Here is a 17,850-nt window from a genome sequence, read left to right on the forward strand (position 1 = left end):
CACTGCTGCAAACTTGACCCAGCACAGCACAATGATTAAGCAAAAAATTGATTAGCGAGTTTGTGAGGTTGGATTATATTTAAAGGGTTAATAATCTAGGGTTTATTCTTTAAGTTAAAGCCGTTATGGTTCCAAGCAGGGTGTACACGCCCTTTGCGAAGGTAAAGATTAATTTTTATTTATCTGAATGGATACGCTGGCATCATCATGAAGAAAATCGCACTCACTACGTTAATAAAAAAAATCACTCTCGGGGCTGGCCTGACGTTAATGGCAATCCCGATGACCTATGCTGATGAGGCTGCTCCGGCGGCCCCACAAATCAATGCCAAAGCCTATGTGCTGATGGATTACGGCAGCGGGAGAATCCTCACCGAGGCCAATGCCGATGAGCGCTTGGACCCCGCCAGCTTGACGAAGATCATGGCGAGCTATGTGATCGGTCAGTCAATTAAGGCCGGTAAAATCACACCTAACGATATGGTCGTGGTCGGTAAAGATGCTTGGGCGACGGGTAACCCCGTTTTGCGCGGTTCGTCGCTGATGTTCCTTAAACCTGGCGATCGGGTTCCGGTTTCTGAGCTAAATAAAGGCGTGGTTATTCAATCGGGTAACGACGCGAGTATCGCGCTTGCCGATTATGTTGCTGGCAGTCAGGATGCGTTCGTCAGCCTGATGAACAAATACGTTGAAGCTTGGGGACTGAAAAACACCTCATTCAAAACGGTTCACGGATTAGATTCTGAAGGGCAATACAGCTCGGCGCGCGATATGGCGTTGATCAGCCAGCGTCTGATTGCTGATGTACCTGATGAGTATGCGTTACACAAAGAGAAAGAATTCACCTTTAATAAAATCCGTCAGATTAACCGCAACCGTCTGCTGTGGGATAGCAGCCTGAACGTGGATGGGATTAAAACCGGGTTTACCTCAGGTGCAGGCCATAACTTAGTCTCCTCGGCGACCGATGGTCCAATGCGTTTGATCTCGGTTGTGCTGGGCGCGCCAACGGATCGAATTCGTTTCGAAGAGAGTAAAAAGCTGCTGACGTGGGGCTTCCGCTTCTATGAAACCGTTACGCCAATTAAAGTTGGACAGGCATTTACCACTGAAAAAGTGTGGTTTGGTGATAAGAGCGAAGTGGAACTGGGCGTCGACAAAAACGCCGGTGTCACCATTCCGCGCGGGCAGCTGAAAAACCTGAAGGCTAGCTTTACCCTCAACCAGCCTCAGTTGGAAGCACCATTGGCCAAAGGGCAAGTGGTCGGGACGATAGATTTTCAATTGAACGGCAAAACTATTGAGCAGCGTCCGCTGGTGGTGCTCAACGAAGTGAAAGAGGCCGGCTTCTTTGGTCGTATCATCGACTTTGTGATGATGAAAATTCATCAGTTGTTCGGTTCGTGGTTTGGCTAATACTTCCAACAATCAGCGTGCAACATGCACGCTGATTCATGCTTTATGCAATTCTCTTCGCAAGTCTTCATCGCAGTATGAAATACCGCTTTTCTCACCGAAAAATCACCGTTAGTTTGGCTGCGGGTGCTTAGGGCTGTCTGCTTTATACCCTTCATATTTCAAGCTGCATTTTTGTTGGCCGCTTTCGTTCACCCGAATCACTTACTTGAGTAAGCTCATCGGGATTCACTCATTTGCCGCCTCAATGCCGCTCGAACTATTTTGGGTATATGCATTAGCTGAAAGCAGATAGAAAAAAGCCCCACCCGACTATAAATCGAAGTGAGGCTCAATCTTGTGGTGTTAGCATCAGCCACTAAGCACCCATACTAAGCACTTATTAACCGCAGGTCAGAACCTTGAGTGCCAAGCCACCGCGTGAAGTTTCACGGTATTTGGCATTCATATCTTTGCCTGTTTCGTACATGGTTTCGATCACTTTATCTAGGCAAACGCGTGGGTCGCTGGTACGGCGCATTGCCATACGAGAAGCGTTGACCGCTTTCACGGCGGCGATAGCGTTACGTTCGATACAAGGAACCTGAACCTGGCCTGCAACTGGATCACAAGTTAAACCAAGGTTGTGTTCCATGGCGATTTCAGCGGCCATACAAACCTGCGCAGGGCTTCCGCCCATCAGCTCAGTCAGACCCGCTGCGGCCATTGAACAGGCAACCCCAACTTCACCTTGGCACCCAACTTCAGCACCGGAGATCGACGCATTCATTTTGTACAGTGCGCCAATAACCCCAGAGGCTAAGAAGTAACGAGAGTACGAGTTAGTATTAACTTCACGAATGAATTTATCGTAGTAGGCCAATACCGCAGGGATAATCCCGCATGCGCCGTTGGTTGGTGCGGTGACCACTCGACCACCGGCCGCATTCTCTTCGTTCACGGCAAAGGCGTACATGTTGATCCAGTCAACCACGGCCATTGGGTCAACGCTCATTTTATCGTGGGTCACCAGCATGCGACGCAGCGCTGATGCACGACGTGGAACGCGCAACGGCCCCGGCAAAATGCCTTCGGTATTCATTCCGCGCTCGATGCCGCTACGCATGACATCCCAAACGCGCGTGAAGTGGGCTTCGATCTCTTCTTTGCTATGCAAAGCGAGTTCGTTTTGCATCACCAACCCAGACAGAGATAGCCCAGATGCTTTGCAATGTTCCTGCAAATCTGCGGCGCTCTTGAATGGATAAGGCACCTGCACTGCGTTTTCAGACTGTTTGCCAAAGTTTTCTTCGTCAACGATAAAGCCGCCGCCGATAGAGTAATAGGTTTTGCTATGAACGACGGTGTCGCCAGCCAGCGCAGTAATACGCATGCCGTTCTCGTGCAGCGACAGGTTGTCTTGGTGGAAGTTCATGCTGGTTTCCAGCGGGAAATCCACTTCGTGCTGGCCTTTGGCCAACAACAGGCGTCCACGCTGTTCCACGTCTTTAATAAAACCGGGGATCATATCGATATCAACGCTGTCAGGCATGTTGCCCGCCAGACCCATAATGATAGCGAGATCGGTGTGGTGGCCTTTACCGGTCAGTGAGAGCGAACCGTAAACGTCAACAACGACGCGGGTGACATCGCTCAGGATGCCTTTTTCAATTAAATCGTCAGAGAATTCTTTACCGGCTTTCATTGGGCCCACGGTGTGGGAGCTGGATGGGCCAATGCCAATTTTATAAATATCAAATACGCTAATCATGTCGCCTCCGTACGTTAAACAGGGCTATATCCTTCGTACTTGAAGCTGCTACCGTGCTGCAATTCCAATTACTGTGGATATAAAGAATGGTGCTGCCAGAGAAGGGGGGTGATACGGCCAGCGCAAGAGAAGAGTGCGCTGGCCGGTAGAGCATTAACTCTTACAGCGATTAACCAAACAGGGTGTACAGAATTGCAGAGATTGCAATCAGACCCATGATGACTACGAATGCGTTGCTGATGTGGCCGCTGTATTTGCGCATCGCTGGAACTTTATGGATGGCGTACATTGGCATCAGGAACAGGATCATCGCGATAACTGGGCCACCCAAGGTTTCGATCATACCCAGAATGCTTGGGTTCAGCGTTGCAACAGCCCAAGTGGTCAGCAGCATGAACAGCGCAGTAATTTTGTTCAGTTTGCTGGTTTCAATAGTTTTGCCTTTGCCACGCAGAGACTTGATAACCATACCGTTGAAGCCTTCACGAGCACCCAGATAGTGACCCAAGAAGGATTTAGTGATCGCGATGAAGGCAATAACTGGCGCCATGTATGCGATAACTGGAGTATTAAAGTGGTTAGCCAAGTAAGACAGAATAGAGATGTTCTGTGCTTTAGCTTCAGCCAGATCCGCTGGAGACAGGCTCAATACGCAGCTGAACACGAAGAACATAACGGTCAGAACCATCATGATGTGTGCATAAGCTAGGATCTTAGAACACTTCTTCTCAGCGTCTACACCGTACTCTTCACGTTTCGCAACGGCGAACGCAGAGATGATTGGTGAGTGGTTGAAAGAGAACACCATAACTGGAATTACCAGCCACAGAGTCATCCACAGGCCGCTGCCGCTCATTGACTGAGTCATAGCTGAAGTTTCGAAGATAGCACTGTTCCAGTTAGGGATCAGGTACAGAGCCAGAATCATCAGTACTGCAACAAACGGGAATACCAAGATGCTCATTGCTTTAACGATGAACTGTTCACCCAGGCGAACGATAGTCATCAGACCCAGAATCAGGATCAGAGACAGAATGGCGCGTGGAGGTGAAGACATACCCAGCTGGTGAGTAATGAAGCTATCAACGGTGTTGGTGATAGCAACGCTGTATACCAACAAAATCGGGTAAATAGCGAAGAAGTACAGCAGGGTGATCAGTTTACCTGCGCCAACGCCAAAGTGTTCTTCTACAACTTCAGTGATGTCTTCGCCTGGATTTTTACCAGACAGCACGAAACGGGTCAGGCCGCGGTGCGCAAAGAAAGTCATAGGGAAAGCGATGATTGCCATGATGATCAGTGGAATTAAACCACCGACGCCGGCGTTGATTGGCAGGAACAGTACGCCTGCACCAATCGCTGTGCCGTACAGGCCCAGCATCCACATGGTATCTGACTTGCGCCAGGCCGTTGCGGAACCAGAAGTAGAAGTAATAGTACTAGTCTGAGTAGTGTCCATAGGGTCTCCGAAGTGAACACGTTTAAAACAGTTTCTTATCAAAACAATTCTTTGTTCAGTCGTGATGTACTACGAAAGAACTTTATTCAATTCAACGTACTGCGTGTGTTGCTAATTACCTGGTTATAAAAATGGATTCATTCCATTAAATAAAGCGGCTGCACTATACAACAGTGTATAAAACCAACAGTGTATAAAAGGAACGCATTAAGCTTACTTTTTCATGGAGCTTGCTTTTGTCCTGCTCAGCCAAAATAAAAAAAGCGAACAAATAATAGTCCGTTCATAAAATGCTCTTTTTAATTGTTGGTGAGTTGCAGCTGTTTTCGGCGGCAAAGATATATTTTTACAGTTAAAACGTCCGTGATCCGGCTCTCAATTGCGATATTCACTCGATTTTATCGCGTTTTTTCTGATTTTTAGGCTAAAATAAACACACAAAATTAACAAGGAAATTCATGCTAATTAACAGCATTAGGAAAATTAGTAAAAATTCGTTTCTTATGTGAAATAAAAAACACGATTTAACTGAATTCAAAAAAACAAAGATTCTTATCACTTTGGTTATAGTCAACATGTGTATTATAAGTGATGATATTTTAACTAACTGTTTTATATGAATTTATTTATGTTGGTTTATTGTTTTTTGTATGACGAAAATATATGTGTTTTAACCGAAAAATTAGATTGAAACTGATTATTCCTTGAGCGTAACTAATAAACAATATTGACTTCGAAGAGTGGAATTGGCAATTAAGTATGATTAATTAACTTATTGGTGAGAAAGGAAATGGTGAATAGGGAAGAAAGGATTGGTAAATAAACAAACGACTATAATGGTGAAATGACTACAGCTCCAATTATCTTGAAACTGTAGTTTATAAATAGGTTTATCAAAGTGATAATGATTATTAAATAGCGATTAGCACAAAAGTTGTACGTTTTTTAAGATCAAGAACTGACAAATTTCCGTTCTTGGTGCTTGATCGGTGATTAGCATGGAAAACTCGGAAAGTGGCGCAATCCAAGCGGGTTTGACCTCACCAAATTTGCTGGCATCAGCGATGAGCACCGAGCGCCGTGCACGCTGAATCGCTTTTTGTTTAAGTGCTATCTCGTCAAGATTAAAGCAGGTCGCGCCCTGTTTGGGGGTGATGCCTGCAGCAGAAATAAAGGCCAGCGTGGGGCAAAGATTATCCAACTCGCTACAGAGCCCGTTGGCAACGAAAATGGCGCTGTCTGGATTAAATGACCCACCGCACAAGATTACGCGGCAGTTTGGTTTGGTTCGCAATGCCATGAAGGTATTTAATGAGTAACAGACGCCGGTAAAGCTGAGAGATTCATCAAGAGCATCAATGATGAAAGGAACCGTGGTACCGCAGTCAAAAAAGACCACGTCATCTTCTTGCACCAGTTGCGCGGCCAGTGTGCCGATGTGGCGTTTTTCTTTGACACGTTTTTCCTGCTGGTCGGTCACGAAGTAACGAGCGCTTTGATGGATTTTAGGATCTAACACCACGTAACCACCCAGCAAAACCACATCGCTACTTTGTGAGGCTAAATCGCGGCGCACCGTCATTTCTGAGACATTAAGTAACTCGGCAGCATCTTTAAGATGTAGTTTATCTGTTCGTTTGAGCGCCTGTGACAAGCGGTTAATACGATCGTAACGCCGGGTTTCCATAATTTCTCTCAGTAAAGTGGCCGGTACTTAAGCCGGGCAAGAATAATCGGGATGCCTTTTCCCATGAGATTCCGGAGAAGGAACAACGTTCCAACGTGGTGTTGGATGAGATAAATGCGACTACTTTCAACGAATTCAATCGTTCGCGAGGCCTTTCATCTTACCTCTGTGCCTGCTGAGGCGCAAATTGGTGATTGAGTGACTGTAGTCTAGCAAATACAAAAAAGCCCGCAAAAACGGGCTGATTATCTCATTGGGCTTATTGTCTCACCCATCCTCGTCGAATCGGCAGCGCAAAACTGAAGGCGTAAATCTGGTGTAAGCGACTCACGATGCTTTGGCCAATCATGCCCCAAAGCAGCTGCGTTACCGCACAGCTCATGAGTCCTACGAGCAGCCCGCCAACCATATCTAGCGGCCAATGCACGCCAAGATAGACGCGTGACCAAGCAATGCAAATGCCCAATGCTAATAAAATCACACCGAATAACAGATGGCGATACCAGAACAAAAATGCCAAGGCGAAGGTAAAGATGCCGGTACCATGATCGCTAGGGAAAGAGTTGTCGGGCGCATGCGGGATAAATTGATAACCGATGCCATCTACAAACGGTCGAGCATGGGGGAATATCATGCCAATGACGCGCGAGGCGAGCAGGGCGAAAATGAGTGCGAAGGTGGCTTTGGTTGCAAGAGTGCGATTCTCGGCCATGGCTTTACGTGGTCCCCATAGCCAAAAACTCACGATCAGTATCGGCACAATGGCGATCAAATCGTTGGCAAAAAACTTAGCTAATGCAATGAGCCAAGCCGGAGAATTTGGTGTGGCGTTCACAAGTATAAAGAACGCTTGGTTAAACTGTTCCATATAACGTCTTACTCTTCTAACAAACCCAAAATAGGCATCTCAATGAAATAACAGCTATTTTATCGAATGACACCCAAACAAAGCCGAGCAGAAAGACCACATTGGCCCACATCAGTAACGGCAAAAGAGCGCATACAATAAAAGTCAGCATCGCGGGAGTAAAGGCCAGTAATCTGAAAATTAGCAAAAAGTGTGGTATTCAGAATTTGAAGCAAATAGGGTGCCTCACCCCATGTCATTACCTTAACAATCACAGCTTAAGGGAACATTAAGGGGCGATGCACCATTCGGTTTATGAATGATTTTTTGAATGATTAGTAAGCTCTTGCTGGCGTGGTCGGGAACATTAGCCCGATAGCCATGGCGCTAAGTGCAGGGAATAACGCCATCACAAACCAAGGTAGGCCCGCGAGCGTCAGACTATGACGAGTGGCCTCCATCAGTTCCCCGATGATTGGGCTGCCAACTAAAACCGCAAAGCCACCGCTCAGCGCCAGTGCCTGATAATACGGCGCTGTATCATTGCCATTTGCAAAATAGCTCACAAGGCGCTTGGCCGTTGGCACAATCAGAATCTGCCCACAGTTGATGAGGAATACAAACATCAACAGCGGCAAATAGCCGTGCCAGCCGGTGGTCTGGTGGCGTATCGCAATAAATGCCATATAGATGAAGGCGAGCGACAGGGTTGAAAATCCCATCACTAATAGCTGGCTCTCTTTTCTGTTAGTAAAACTGCGTAGACCTTTTTGGACCAGCGCTGAAATCAGCACGGAAAACGCAAACAACAGGCCAATATACTCACTCTCGCCGCCCAAATGACGCAGCGTCAGAGGAAGAGCTAAAAATAGCTGGCTGTAGCTGAGCAAATAGCTGCTGTAGGCTAATACAAACACTAAGAAGCGGCGATTTTGTAACACGTTCTGCCAGCTGCCTTTTTGCTTGGGCAACTCTGGGTAATAGAAACTGGCAGGCAGTTTTTGCGCTAACCAAATCATTGCAGCAACAAACACCAAAACGCCGCCCCATGCTAAGGCATGAAAACCCAGGTCGACTAACCAAAAACCCAGTAAAGGCCCAACAATAGCGCCTAGTTCGCCCGCTATGGCCACTGAATTCCCAAGTTCCAAAACCTTGCCAGATTTCAGCTTATGATCGCCTTCGCCCGCTTCATTCAGCAGCAGGCTTTTGGCCGGCGCAAATAACGCGCCACCAATCCCAGTGAGTAATACTCCAGCGATGAGCAGGTTGGGCTGACTCGCGAATGCTAAACACAAAAAACCACTCGCCTGCGTCATACACCCAAGTAGCAAAAGATTTTTCCCACCAATAGCGTGAGCAAGTTGGTCACTCTTCATATACATCATTTGCTGAGCAAAAAAGCGCAGCCCAACGACGAACCCGATGATCTCTCCAGATAACCGCAGTGAGTCATGCATAAATAGCACAAGGAAAGGGATAACAAGATAAAACGCACCGCTAAATAGCGACTGGCCCATGATCAGGTCGCGGGAGTTTGCATACAGAGGGATTGAGATAATTTTATTTTGAGTCTTCATAGCATTACCAATAATGAGTGAAAGTCCATTAGGCACCACCTTGATAGAAGATGGCCTCAATCCGACTCATCATGAGAACGGCTTTAAAATTACTATGGGTTCAAATCTGCCTCGATGCAAAAAAGCAACCAGCTTGGCGATCTGAATGACAGAACAGGCTTAGGGTATAGCGAGTTGCTTAAGCCAACATTAAGGGCGAGGGGAGTTATTGAATGAAATTCGCCATCAAGTATAAATACCAGTGATGGTTTAACTATTTGATTTAATGCGGGTATTTATTTCAGGCTATAAAAACCCGGTTATGAGACTGAGTCTTTAAAATCAGTAAGTTACTACCATCCGAACATCTTCAAACTGGCGTTCACAGATATGCTCTGCATCCTGCTCAACAATAACGATAGGGTTCTGCAGTTTTTCAGGAAGAAAAGACTATCGAATAGATAAAAGCCATCTTCCTGTAACTTCCCATTTATGAGTTTTGATTTTGGAAGCGTAGAAACATCGTAGAAACATCAATGTCACCCACGTCTTGCTGTGGGCCTGCACCAAATGCGATCCAGTGTAAAGGCAATCCTGTTTCTAGCGCGCACTGAATTACCCAATCTGAAGGGAAAGAGTTACGCATATAGCGCGTTGCTAATGTGCTTTTAGACACACCAAGCTGATCGCAAAGTTGTTGTCGAGTCTTGAAACCATACGCCTGAACCATTCGTTCAATTGTGCCACGCCCGCCATTCGTTAAATCCATAAGTCACACCGTGTGAGCTTTTTCGTTGAAGATTGTCTTGGGTGATCGTAAGTATCTGGCTGCACTGGCTAATGAGAAGGAAAGAAAATAGGTCCCGTATAGGCGGTATTGGCAAACTCTGAATTATAAGAAAATCTGAACATTCACTCATTTTTGGTATGGTTTAATTGGTATATTATTCCAATTGTTAATCAATTAGAAATGGTGGTTCAGTGACCGTTCTACGACAAGCGGGCAGTAAAATATTTGGGACTAGTTATACACCAATGACCACGCAGTTCCCTATTGAAGGTGAAGAGGATTTTTCAATACCTATTTCACTGCAAAACTTTCTTGAGAAAATGAGTCACTCCCTCAGTTCCATGAACGTTTTAGAAGTCACCTCCAAATTCAAAAGTAAATATGAAAATATTACGGCCATGTCTGAAATAGAGGATACGACAAGAGGCAAATTCTTACATGCTGGTACAGGCTCTATGTCCGAAGCCGGTTCATTGAGTGGGTACTCTGGTGGCACAGTAGACGGTATTCTAGGTGGATCATATAATGTCGATTAAGGGCTTAATTCGATGGGGGGAGTATTTCTCTCATTACGGTAATTTATAGTGTGTTTTTATTTGGGCTTGTTTTGGGGTATTACACTACCCTAAAATATGTAGGTATAGAACCTCATGAACAGATTACAGCTGTTCGATGTAATGCCGTAATTGATGATTTAACTATAAGTTTTGACGCACTTACGAACGCTGCATTTTTTGGGTATTTTATCTCCATCGCTTTAATTCTTCTTATTTTTAAAAGGTGAGATAGAAAAAAGCCACTAGAGTTATCGGTGGCTTTTACTTCTATAACTCTAAATATTTTTATTTTGAAATCACTAGGCTTATTTGGTATTTAAATATAAAACACAGATATAGTTTTCAACTAGGGTGATAATATGTAATTTGTGTAAAGTCAGGGAAGGTTAATGAATAAATATTACTCTGAAGAGGATGCTGTTTATGTGGTAATACAACAGGTTTTGATATAAGATGAAAGTGGTTAATTTGACGAATGATTCAAAAAACACATGAGGTGATTGGTGAGTAAAATGGATTTAATTACTATGACATTAGGAGTTATATCCTTCTTGGTTTTTTTTGCTACCATTATTTATTCAGTCATTAATAACAAAAAACATAAATCTTTATGCTCCTTATTTATTAAAGAGTTTGGTTTTTTACCTGGGGGGATTATACTCGCTCAAGCGGGTGGCGTTTTCCTAACCTTTCAAAAAGATCTTTTCTTTTTATTCCCACTAATAGTTTCTGAAGGTAATTTTATAGTTAGAGACATGAAGTCTGAACACTACAACTTCATTAGATCGCTACCTAGTGAAATAACGCTATGGATAAAAATAAAATATATACTATTCTCTGTTAGCATAATATTAATGCTAATTTCATACATTTCCTACAGATTATTAACAATGAGCTGAGTAGCGTCAGAGACCTAACTTACGGAGTTATACTAGAGTGTAGGAATGTTGGTGGAGAAACAGACTCTTATTTAGGAGACGGCTTTGGAGAGTATATATATGAATCGAGAGGTGAGTAATTGAAATCATTAATTATGTTTTCATCACTTTTCAGTTTTGCTGTCATAGTGATAGCCTTCATTTATTCAGAATTAAAAAATAATAAACACAAGGAACTATGTAATGAGTTCCTTGAACAGTATCACTACATACCCGCAGATGTCTTGGCCTATCAAAGTTCTGGTATCCTATTTACATTCCAAAAGGATATTTTTTTCCTTATGGCCGCAATATTCAATGATGATAGCTTTTTTGTTAGGAATTTAGATAAAAACATATATTCTTTTATAAAAAAACAACCATCCAAAAAAATATTTTGGATTAAAGCTAAGTTTTTAATTTTGATATTTGGATTTATATCACTTATTGTTAACTATCTCGCTTTTACTATCTTCATAAAATAAAAGTATTTATGTGATGAGACTATTGGCATAGGCGTTGTTAAGCATGTAGGACATGAACTTGGTAGTTCCGGTGGTGAATTGTTGGGTGATAAGGTATATGAAACTTATGGTAAATAATATCTTTAGTACAACTGAAGAACTCATTATGGCCGTACTTGCGGCCATATCAGCGCTATCGACATTACTTTGCTTTATTCAATATTTTCTTTCAAAAAGAAATTTTCAAGAAACATGTAATTCTTTTATGAATAGATTCAATAAACTTCCAAATCAAGTATTGTTGTATAGGGATGGTGGATTCTTTTTTTCTTTCATGCGGGACTCATTCTTCATAATCGCGCTACTAGCAAAAGAAAATGGGTTCTACACGCGTGACATGGATGTAAATGAGGTACGATTTATAAAATCCCTCCCTAGAGAGCAAACAAGGTGGATAAAACATAAAGTAATTGTAACTATAATTAGCTTTATCGCATATATATCATCACTTGCTTTCTATTTTGTGGTAATTAAAAAATGAATATTCTACGCAAGTGTAAACGGTGAAGAGTGATCTTCTGTTGGTGGGAGACTATGTGATGTTAGTTTTCTCATCATGTGTTAAGCAGCTAGTTATGCATGGATCTGCATGAAAGAAAAAGGATCTAGATCGTAAAGTATCGAGATCGACGCCTCGGCGCATGTATTTTGCCAGCGTAGGCTCTAGCGTGAGTGTGCCACCGAGTCGGTTTCTACGCTTTTCCAGATAGGCGTTGCCGAACACCAGATAATCTAGCGCAAAGCGGCTGAATGCCTGCTGGCTAAGCAACTTATACGGAATGAAGGTGCTGGTCAGAATATTACGTTTTACGTAAATGGCCGAGCTGTGGTGTGTTGCTGCACGGAACGTGCACGCCAGCCCATCCAGACTAATCGGCGGTTCATGCCACTGTTCGACGCGGGAGCATTCCAGATAATCCAATAGTTCGCGGCGGTCCAGTTCACTTTTCGGGCGGTTTTTTATATCTGGGGAGTAGTGATTTTTCTCTGCTGCCACTTTGCTGCCATCGGTCTAAAGAGTAACTTTTAACATATTGTTTTATATAGACTTAAATTTCAGGCAATAAAAAACCCGGTAGTCTTGAACCTAAGAAGGCGGGACTATCGGGCTCCTCAATATGGGGAACATCAAAGAAAAGCAGTGGCACTAATTAAGACTTTATCGCGGCTAGAAAGTTTCAGACAAAGTGAAAAAAATCACAGCTTTTTCCTTTTTGTTTGAATTATAAGGTTTTATTATCCGCCGACGCCTGGCCATATGATGACAATAAGTGTCCCCGCGAGCGTGAGCAGTACGTTGGCTATGGCATAAGTGCCCGCATAGCCTAGTGCAGGGATGTTGCTGCGTGAGGCATCGCTGATGATTTCCATCGCGGGAGCACAGGTTCTGGCCCCCATAATGGCGCCAAATAGCAGGGCGCGGTTCATGCGCAGCACGTAGGCACCAAACAGGAAGCAAATGACAACGGGCAGCAAGCTGACGACCAAGCCGGAGAGCAACATTTGCCCACCGATTTGTCCTAGGCCGTGGTTCATACCCGCACCTGCGCTTAGGCCAACACCGGCCATAAACACCATCAAGCCAAACTCTTTCACCATGTTCAGCGCCCCTTGCGGGATATAGCCGAAAGTAGGGTGGTTGGCACGCAGGAACCCAAGCATGATGCCGGAGAACAGTAATCCAGCTGCGTTGCCGATACCAAAGGAGAAATTACTGAACTTGAAGGTAATCAAGCCAATCATCAAGCCAACGATAAAGAAGGCGCAGAAGGCTAAAAGGTCAGTAACCTGACTGTGGATTGAAATAAATCCAATGCGTTCTGCCACACTTTTAACGCGGCGTGCATCGCCACTCACCTGAAGTACGTCGCCTTTGTTGAGCACGATGTTGTCATCAATAGGCATTTCAATCTGGCTGCGTATCACACGGTTTAGGAAGCAACCGTGGTCAGTCAGTTTGATTTGGCTAAGGCGTTTACCCACTGCATTGTTGTTTTTGACCACAATCTCTTCGGTCACGATGCGCATATCCAGCAAATCGCGGTCGAAAACTTCTTTCCCATTACGGAAGCTTGGGTCTAAGCGGGCATGGGCATCAGGGTAGCCCACCAGCGAAATCTCATCGCCGACCTGTAAAACCGCATCACCGTCTGGCGTGGCCAAGATGCCGTTACGGCGGATACGTTCGATGTAACAACCGGTTTGGCGATAAATACCCAGCTCGCGTAGGTTTTTGCCATCAGCCCAAGAAACCAGCTCTGGGCCAACGCGGTAAGCGCGAATAACTGGCAGAAAAACTTTGCGCTGCACTTCATTATCTAATCCACGTTCGCGCGCAATCTGCTGCGCTGATGTTGGCAAATCTTGGTGTTGGAGTTTAGGTAAATAACGCGCGCCAAAAATCAGGCTGACTAAACCAATGAGATAGGTCAGAGCATAGCCAAGGCTTAGGTTGTCTTGCAGATGGGCGAGATTAGGATTGTTAGTCATGGTTTGACGCAGTGTATCGCCCGCACCTACCAGCACCGGCGTGGAGGTCATTGAGCCTGCCAACATCCCAGCGGTTAAGCCGATATCCCAATGGAAAAGTTTACCAAAGCCCAAAGCCATCACTAACGCACTGCCAACCATCACAAGGGCCAGCATGAGATAGTTTTTCCCATCGCGGAAAAAGATAGAGAAGAAATTGGGACCGGCCTCTACGCCCACACAGAATATAAACAGCATAAAGCCGAGATTCAGTGCTTCCGTGTTGATGGCAAAATGCTGTTGTCCGAGTAGAAGAGAGACAACCAAAACGCCAATGGAGTTACCGAGCTGAACGGAACCCAGACGTAATTTACCGAGGCATAGCCCCAGCGCCAAGACAACGAACAACAGCAGGATGTAATTTCCTGTTAACAAACTTGCGACATCAATGTTCACGGCGAATAACTTATCGTTAACTAGCTTGCGCTTGATATGATTGACTATTGGAGATACATTCAACCATACAAAATAATAAATTTCATCTTTAACTCGGAGATCCGCAGTAATAGATGAAACCCCAATACGAACGATGTATTGGCAGCTATTTTAGACGCGACTTGTGTGTTCGGCCAACAAAAAGCCGAAACATGTGGGAATGCGTCTTTTGCACGTTATCGCGCTAGGGAATGCGTGGGCTCACAGGGCTATCTGTTTCGCCAAGGGCGGTGAAAATAGCAGGTTACTGTGGGTGTATTGAATATCGCTTCTAAGGAAAGAGGGATTTTTGATGACAATGTATCGGCGTTGGTTGGGCGCGATAGTTGCTTTTATCTTGGTCAGCTTGCTCTTCATGGCATTAAAACCGTGGGATCACGCAGACGGCCCCAATATTGTAATGAAAGGTGAAATCAGCCTGCTGTGGTTTGTTATTCCAGGATTTATAGCGAGCTATGCTTCTGTGAGCGGCCGCATTTTTTATCCTTTTCTTGGCACCCTTTGTGCCGTGCTGGCTTCAACATTGATTCACCTGTTTTATGGAACAGAGCTCCGTAACGGATTACAGATGTTTGCGTATGGAACCAGTGCGCTTTTCTGGTCGACGTCAGGCGCGTTTCTTTTTTGGTTTGTTGCGCTCACCTGGCAGAAGAAGCGCTCTCTTGGCGTTGAGCGCTATCGCTAAAAACTCATGACATTCGGATAGATAAAATAAAAGGGCATCCAAATGGATGCCCTTTTTTCGAAGCAGAAAACGATTACTGGAACAGAGCCAGATTTTCTTTGGCATAGGCTTCAAAGTCAGTGCATCCGCCAATGTGTTTCTGATCGATGAAAATCTGTGGAACGGTTTCAACCGGTTTACCGACGGTTTTTTCCAGATCGGCTTTAGTGATACCTTCTGCGTGGATATCAATATAACGGAAGTTGAAATCATCGCGTTCTTCGGTCAGTTTCTCAGCCAACTCTTTAGCACGGACACAATACGGGCAGCCCGGACGCCCAAAAATTACTGCAAACATGAGAACTCCTTGATTGATTTGAGCTTATTCACTAAATCTTGATAATGTTTAGCGCCGACTCACTTTAACTGCGTTTACTATGCCTGCTACGGCAGTTAAAAAAAAGTAGGATTTGCCTGTTACTTTGATAAATTTTACCTATTTAGGGAGTCCGCATGAAGGCTTTAGGGGATTTGCCTAGACCTGTTTTAATCTGTGAAGCGCTGGGAATGGTACTGCTGGTGGTAGCCTATCTCAGCATTCACGATTATATTCATCTACCCGATCTGCTTGCGACACCGCTTGCGGCGGTCATGATGATTTTTGCCGGTGTTGCATTGATGATACCGGCTGCCGTGGCGCTGATTTGGAGTTTGACGCACAGCAAAACACCGCTGTTTAGTTTAACGCCAAAGCAAGATGCGTCGGCGGCAAAACCTGAAACAAAATCTGAGGAGCATAAAAATGACGCCAACCATTGATCTTCTGTGTTCACATCGATCTGTCCGTGCGTTTACGCCACAGCCTATCGGTGACGCAGAGCGGGAGGCAATTTTTGCTGCGGCACGTGCAACGTCGAGCTCAAGCTTCTTGCAGTGCAGCTCTATTATTCGTATTACCGATCCTTCACTACGTGAGCAACTGGTTGAGTTAACCGGAGGCCAACAGCATGTGGCCGATGCTGCAGAGTTCTGGGTTTTCTGCGCTGATTTCAATCGTCATAAAGAAATTTTTCCTGAAGCTCAATTAGGTCTGGCCGAGCAACTGCTGTTGGGTACCGTTGATACTTCGCTGATGGCGCAGAACGCTTTTACTGCGGCTGAATCGTTGGGACTAGGCGGTGTCTATATTGGCGGGCTACGTAATAATATTGAGGAAGTCACCCAGTTATTAAAGCTGCCACAAAATGTGCTGCCGCTGATGGGATTGTGCCTTGGGTATCCGGCGACCAACCCTGCGCAAAAACCGCGTTTACCTCAGGCGATGGTGGTACATGAAAATTACTATCAGCCGCTCGATCGCGAACTTCTCGCGCAATACGACGCCCATATTTGCGCCTACTATCAAAGCCGCGGAAGCAATACACGTAGCGATACTTGGAGCGAGCAGATTAAGCGCACGCTGGCGAAAGAGAGCCGCCCGTTTATGCTGGAATATCTGCATAAACAAGGTTGGATCCTAAGATAGTTTGCCTACTGGTTTAAGAGGTTGGCTGTGAATATCGTCATACTTTCCCGTGATGGCTCCCTTTATTCATGTAAACGCTTGAAAGAGGCGGCGCTGCGACGTGGTCACCACATTGATATTGTTGATCCGCTTTCGTGTTATATGAACATCAACTGCGCGGCCCCCAGCGTGCATGAAAAAGGGCGCCAGTTAGAGCGCTATGACGCCGTTATCCCACGCATTGGATCGGCGATCACCTTTTACGGCACGGCGGTTTTGCGGCAGTTTGAAATGTTGGGTAGTTTTCCGCTGAACAACGCCGCTTCGATAGCCAAAGCCCGTGACAAGTTGCACTCATTACAGCTATTGGCTCAACAGGGCATCGATTTGCCTATCACGGGATTCGCGCACCGTCCTGACGATACTAGCGATTTGATTGAAATGGTCGGCGGTGCTCCGCTGGTGGTTAAGCTGGTTGAAGGAACGCAGGGGATCGGCGTGGTTCTTGCTGAAACGCGTCAGGCTGCGGAAAGTGTTATTGATGCTTTTCGTGGTTTGAATGCGCACATTCTGGTGCAGGAATACATCAAAGAGGCTCAGGGTGCGGATATACGTTGTCTCGTGATCGGCAAACGCGTGATAGCGGCTATCGAACGGCAGGCTAAACCCGGTGAGTTTCGTTCTAACCTGCATCGCGGCGGTACCGCCAAACGGGTGGTTATCACCGAGCAAGAACGCGAGGTGGCGCTGAAAGCCGTTGCCACGCTGGGTTTATGCGTGGCAGGCGTTGATATCCTACGTTCCGAACGAGGCCCGTTGGTGATGGAGGTCAACGCTTCGCCGGGGTTGGAAGGCATTGAAACTACCACCGGGAAAGATATCGCAGACATGATGATCGACTACATTGAGCGCACGATTGCGCGCAAAAAGCACTAAACCTGCACAAACTGGTTGGTTGCAGGCTGGTAGTGATATCCCGCCTGCGCCAATCGTTCCTGTAATCCGCTGATTGAAATATCATAACGGCGGGTCAAATCTTCTAGCGATGGGCACTCGTCGCGGAGTTTCATGTTGACGATGCTCATCAGCATCAATGGGTCCATGGTGGCATAGCGCGTCAGCGACATTGTGTACTCCTCTTTCCGCCAAGATTGATGAATTAATTGTCTTTGAGCATAGATAAAACGGGCAATTTTCCGTAAGCTATGCCCC

At 45.4% G+C, this 17,850-nt stretch carries 16 protein-coding genes and 1 pseudogene; 7 read left to right on the forward strand and 10 right to left on the reverse strand.

The genetic code is table 11. From position 1 onward, the window contains the following. The first annotated feature begins 207 nt into the window (after nt 1-207). Complete coding sequence (locus AB3Y96_RS07685) at nt 208-1,416, forward strand: serine hydrolase (protein ID WP_367298878.1); 1,209 nt, start codon at nt 208-210, stop codon at nt 1,414-1,416. Between the two features lie 382 nt (nt 1,417-1,798). On the opposite strand, the gene AB3Y96_RS07690 is transcribed toward AB3Y96_RS07685, so the two are convergent. The 6 genes from AB3Y96_RS07690 to AB3Y96_RS07715 all read right to left on the reverse strand — a co-directional run bounded on the left by AB3Y96_RS07690 (nt 1,799) and on the right by AB3Y96_RS07715 (nt 9,487). Further along, nucleotides 1,799-3,166: an L-serine ammonia-lyase gene (locus AB3Y96_RS07690; protein WP_072309296.1), complete on the reverse strand. Its 1,368-nt coding sequence runs from the start codon at nt 3,164-3,166 to the stop codon at nt 1,799-1,801. A 169-nt stretch (nt 3,167-3,335) separates the two neighbouring features. Further along, a complete protein-coding gene (locus AB3Y96_RS07695) occupies nt 3,336-4,625 on the reverse strand; it encodes an HAAAP family serine/threonine permease (RefSeq protein WP_072309297.1) in 1,290 nt (429 codons plus the stop codon). A 922-nt stretch (nt 4,626-5,547) separates the two neighbouring features. After that, a complete protein-coding gene (gene deoR / locus AB3Y96_RS07700) occupies nt 5,548-6,312 on the reverse strand; it encodes a DNA-binding transcriptional repressor DeoR (protein WP_168780212.1) in 765 nt (254 codons plus the stop codon). A gap of 259 nt (nt 6,313-6,571) precedes the next feature. Next, nucleotides 6,572-7,180, reverse strand: a complete 609-nt coding sequence (ybjG, locus tag AB3Y96_RS07705; RefSeq protein ID WP_072309298.1) for an undecaprenyl-diphosphate phosphatase — start codon at nt 7,178-7,180, stop codon at nt 6,572-6,574. Between the two features lie 314 nt (nt 7,181-7,494). Next, nucleotides 7,495-8,739, reverse strand: a complete 1,245-nt coding sequence (locus tag AB3Y96_RS07710) for an MFS transporter (RefSeq protein WP_367298879.1) — start codon at nt 8,737-8,739, stop codon at nt 7,495-7,497. Nucleotides 8,740-9,208: 469 nt separating this feature from the next. Beyond that, the gene (locus AB3Y96_RS07715; RefSeq protein ID WP_367298880.1) at nt 9,209-9,487 is read right to left on the reverse strand and encodes a helix-turn-helix transcriptional regulator; all 279 of its coding nucleotides are present in this window, start codon (nt 9,485-9,487) and stop codon (nt 9,209-9,211) included. A gap of 212 nt (nt 9,488-9,699) precedes the next feature. Here AB3Y96_RS07715 and AB3Y96_RS07720 point away from each other — a divergent pair, with 212 nt between their 5' ends. Together AB3Y96_RS07720 and AB3Y96_RS07725 are read left to right on the forward strand one after the other, a co-directional pair. Next, nucleotides 9,700-10,044 (forward strand): hypothetical protein, encoded by a 345-nt coding sequence (locus AB3Y96_RS07720; RefSeq protein WP_367298881.1) that lies wholly within the window; start codon nt 9,700-9,702, stop codon nt 10,042-10,044. A gap of 533 nt (nt 10,045-10,577) precedes the next feature. Continuing rightward, nucleotides 10,578-10,964, forward strand: a complete 387-nt coding sequence (locus AB3Y96_RS07725; RefSeq protein WP_367298882.1) for a hypothetical protein — start codon at nt 10,578-10,580, stop codon at nt 10,962-10,964. A gap of 1,158 nt (nt 10,965-12,122) precedes the next feature. On the opposite strand, the pseudogene AB3Y96_RS07730 reads toward AB3Y96_RS07725, so the two are convergent. Both AB3Y96_RS07730 and AB3Y96_RS07735 read right to left on the reverse strand, forming a co-directional pair. Further along, a pseudogene (locus AB3Y96_RS07730) lies at nt 12,123-12,446 on the reverse strand (capsid portal protein); the annotation flags it as partial. 296 nt (nt 12,447-12,742) lie between these two features. Further along, nucleotides 12,743-14,431 (reverse strand): aspartate:alanine antiporter, encoded by a 1,689-nt coding sequence (locus AB3Y96_RS07735; protein ID WP_072309335.1) that lies wholly within the window; start codon nt 14,429-14,431, stop codon nt 12,743-12,745. A gap of 331 nt (nt 14,432-14,762) precedes the next feature. On the opposite strand from AB3Y96_RS07735, the gene ybjM reads away from it, so the two are divergent. Beyond that, on the forward strand, nt 14,763-15,155 hold the full coding sequence (gene ybjM / locus AB3Y96_RS07740) for an inner membrane protein YbjM (RefSeq protein WP_072309306.1): 393 nt from the start codon (nt 14,763-14,765) through the stop codon (nt 15,153-15,155). Nucleotides 15,156-15,228: 73 nt separating this feature from the next. Here the strand turns inward: ybjM and AB3Y96_RS07745 are convergent, their stop codons facing one another. Continuing rightward, entirely contained in the window at nt 15,229-15,492 is a 264-nt protein-coding gene (locus tag AB3Y96_RS07745) for a GrxA family glutaredoxin (RefSeq protein ID WP_004095905.1), read from the reverse strand. Between the two features lie 155 nt (nt 15,493-15,647). On the opposite strand from AB3Y96_RS07745, the gene AB3Y96_RS07750 reads away from it, so the two are divergent. From AB3Y96_RS07750 to rimK, 3 genes are read left to right on the forward strand one after another with little or no spacing between them, the layout of a single operon-like run. Further along, entirely contained in the window at nt 15,648-15,953 is a 306-nt protein-coding gene (locus AB3Y96_RS07750) for a YbjC family protein (RefSeq protein ID WP_072309307.1), read from the forward strand. Beyond that, nucleotides 15,937-16,659: an oxygen-insensitive NADPH nitroreductase gene (gene nfsA, locus AB3Y96_RS07755; protein ID WP_072309308.1), complete on the forward strand. Its 723-nt coding sequence runs from the start codon at nt 15,937-15,939 to the stop codon at nt 16,657-16,659. The genes AB3Y96_RS07750 and nfsA overlap by 17 nt, the downstream gene beginning before the upstream one ends. A gap of 27 nt (nt 16,660-16,686) precedes the next feature. Beyond that, the gene (gene rimK, locus AB3Y96_RS07760; RefSeq protein ID WP_367298883.1) at nt 16,687-17,574 is read left to right on the forward strand and encodes a 30S ribosomal protein S6--L-glutamate ligase; all 888 of its coding nucleotides are present in this window, start codon (nt 16,687-16,689) and stop codon (nt 17,572-17,574) included. Here rimK and AB3Y96_RS07765 read toward each other — a convergent pair. Further along, a complete protein-coding gene (locus tag AB3Y96_RS07765; protein ID WP_072309310.1) occupies nt 17,571-17,765 on the reverse strand; it encodes a DUF4250 domain-containing protein in 195 nt (64 codons plus the stop codon). The genes rimK and AB3Y96_RS07765 overlap by 4 nt on opposite strands. Between the last annotated feature and the right edge of the window lie 85 nt (nt 17,766-17,850).

This window comes from Hafnia alvei, assembly GCF_964063325.1.
GTDB classification, from domain to species: Bacteria; Pseudomonadota; Gammaproteobacteria; order Enterobacterales; family Enterobacteriaceae; genus Hafnia; species Hafnia alvei_B.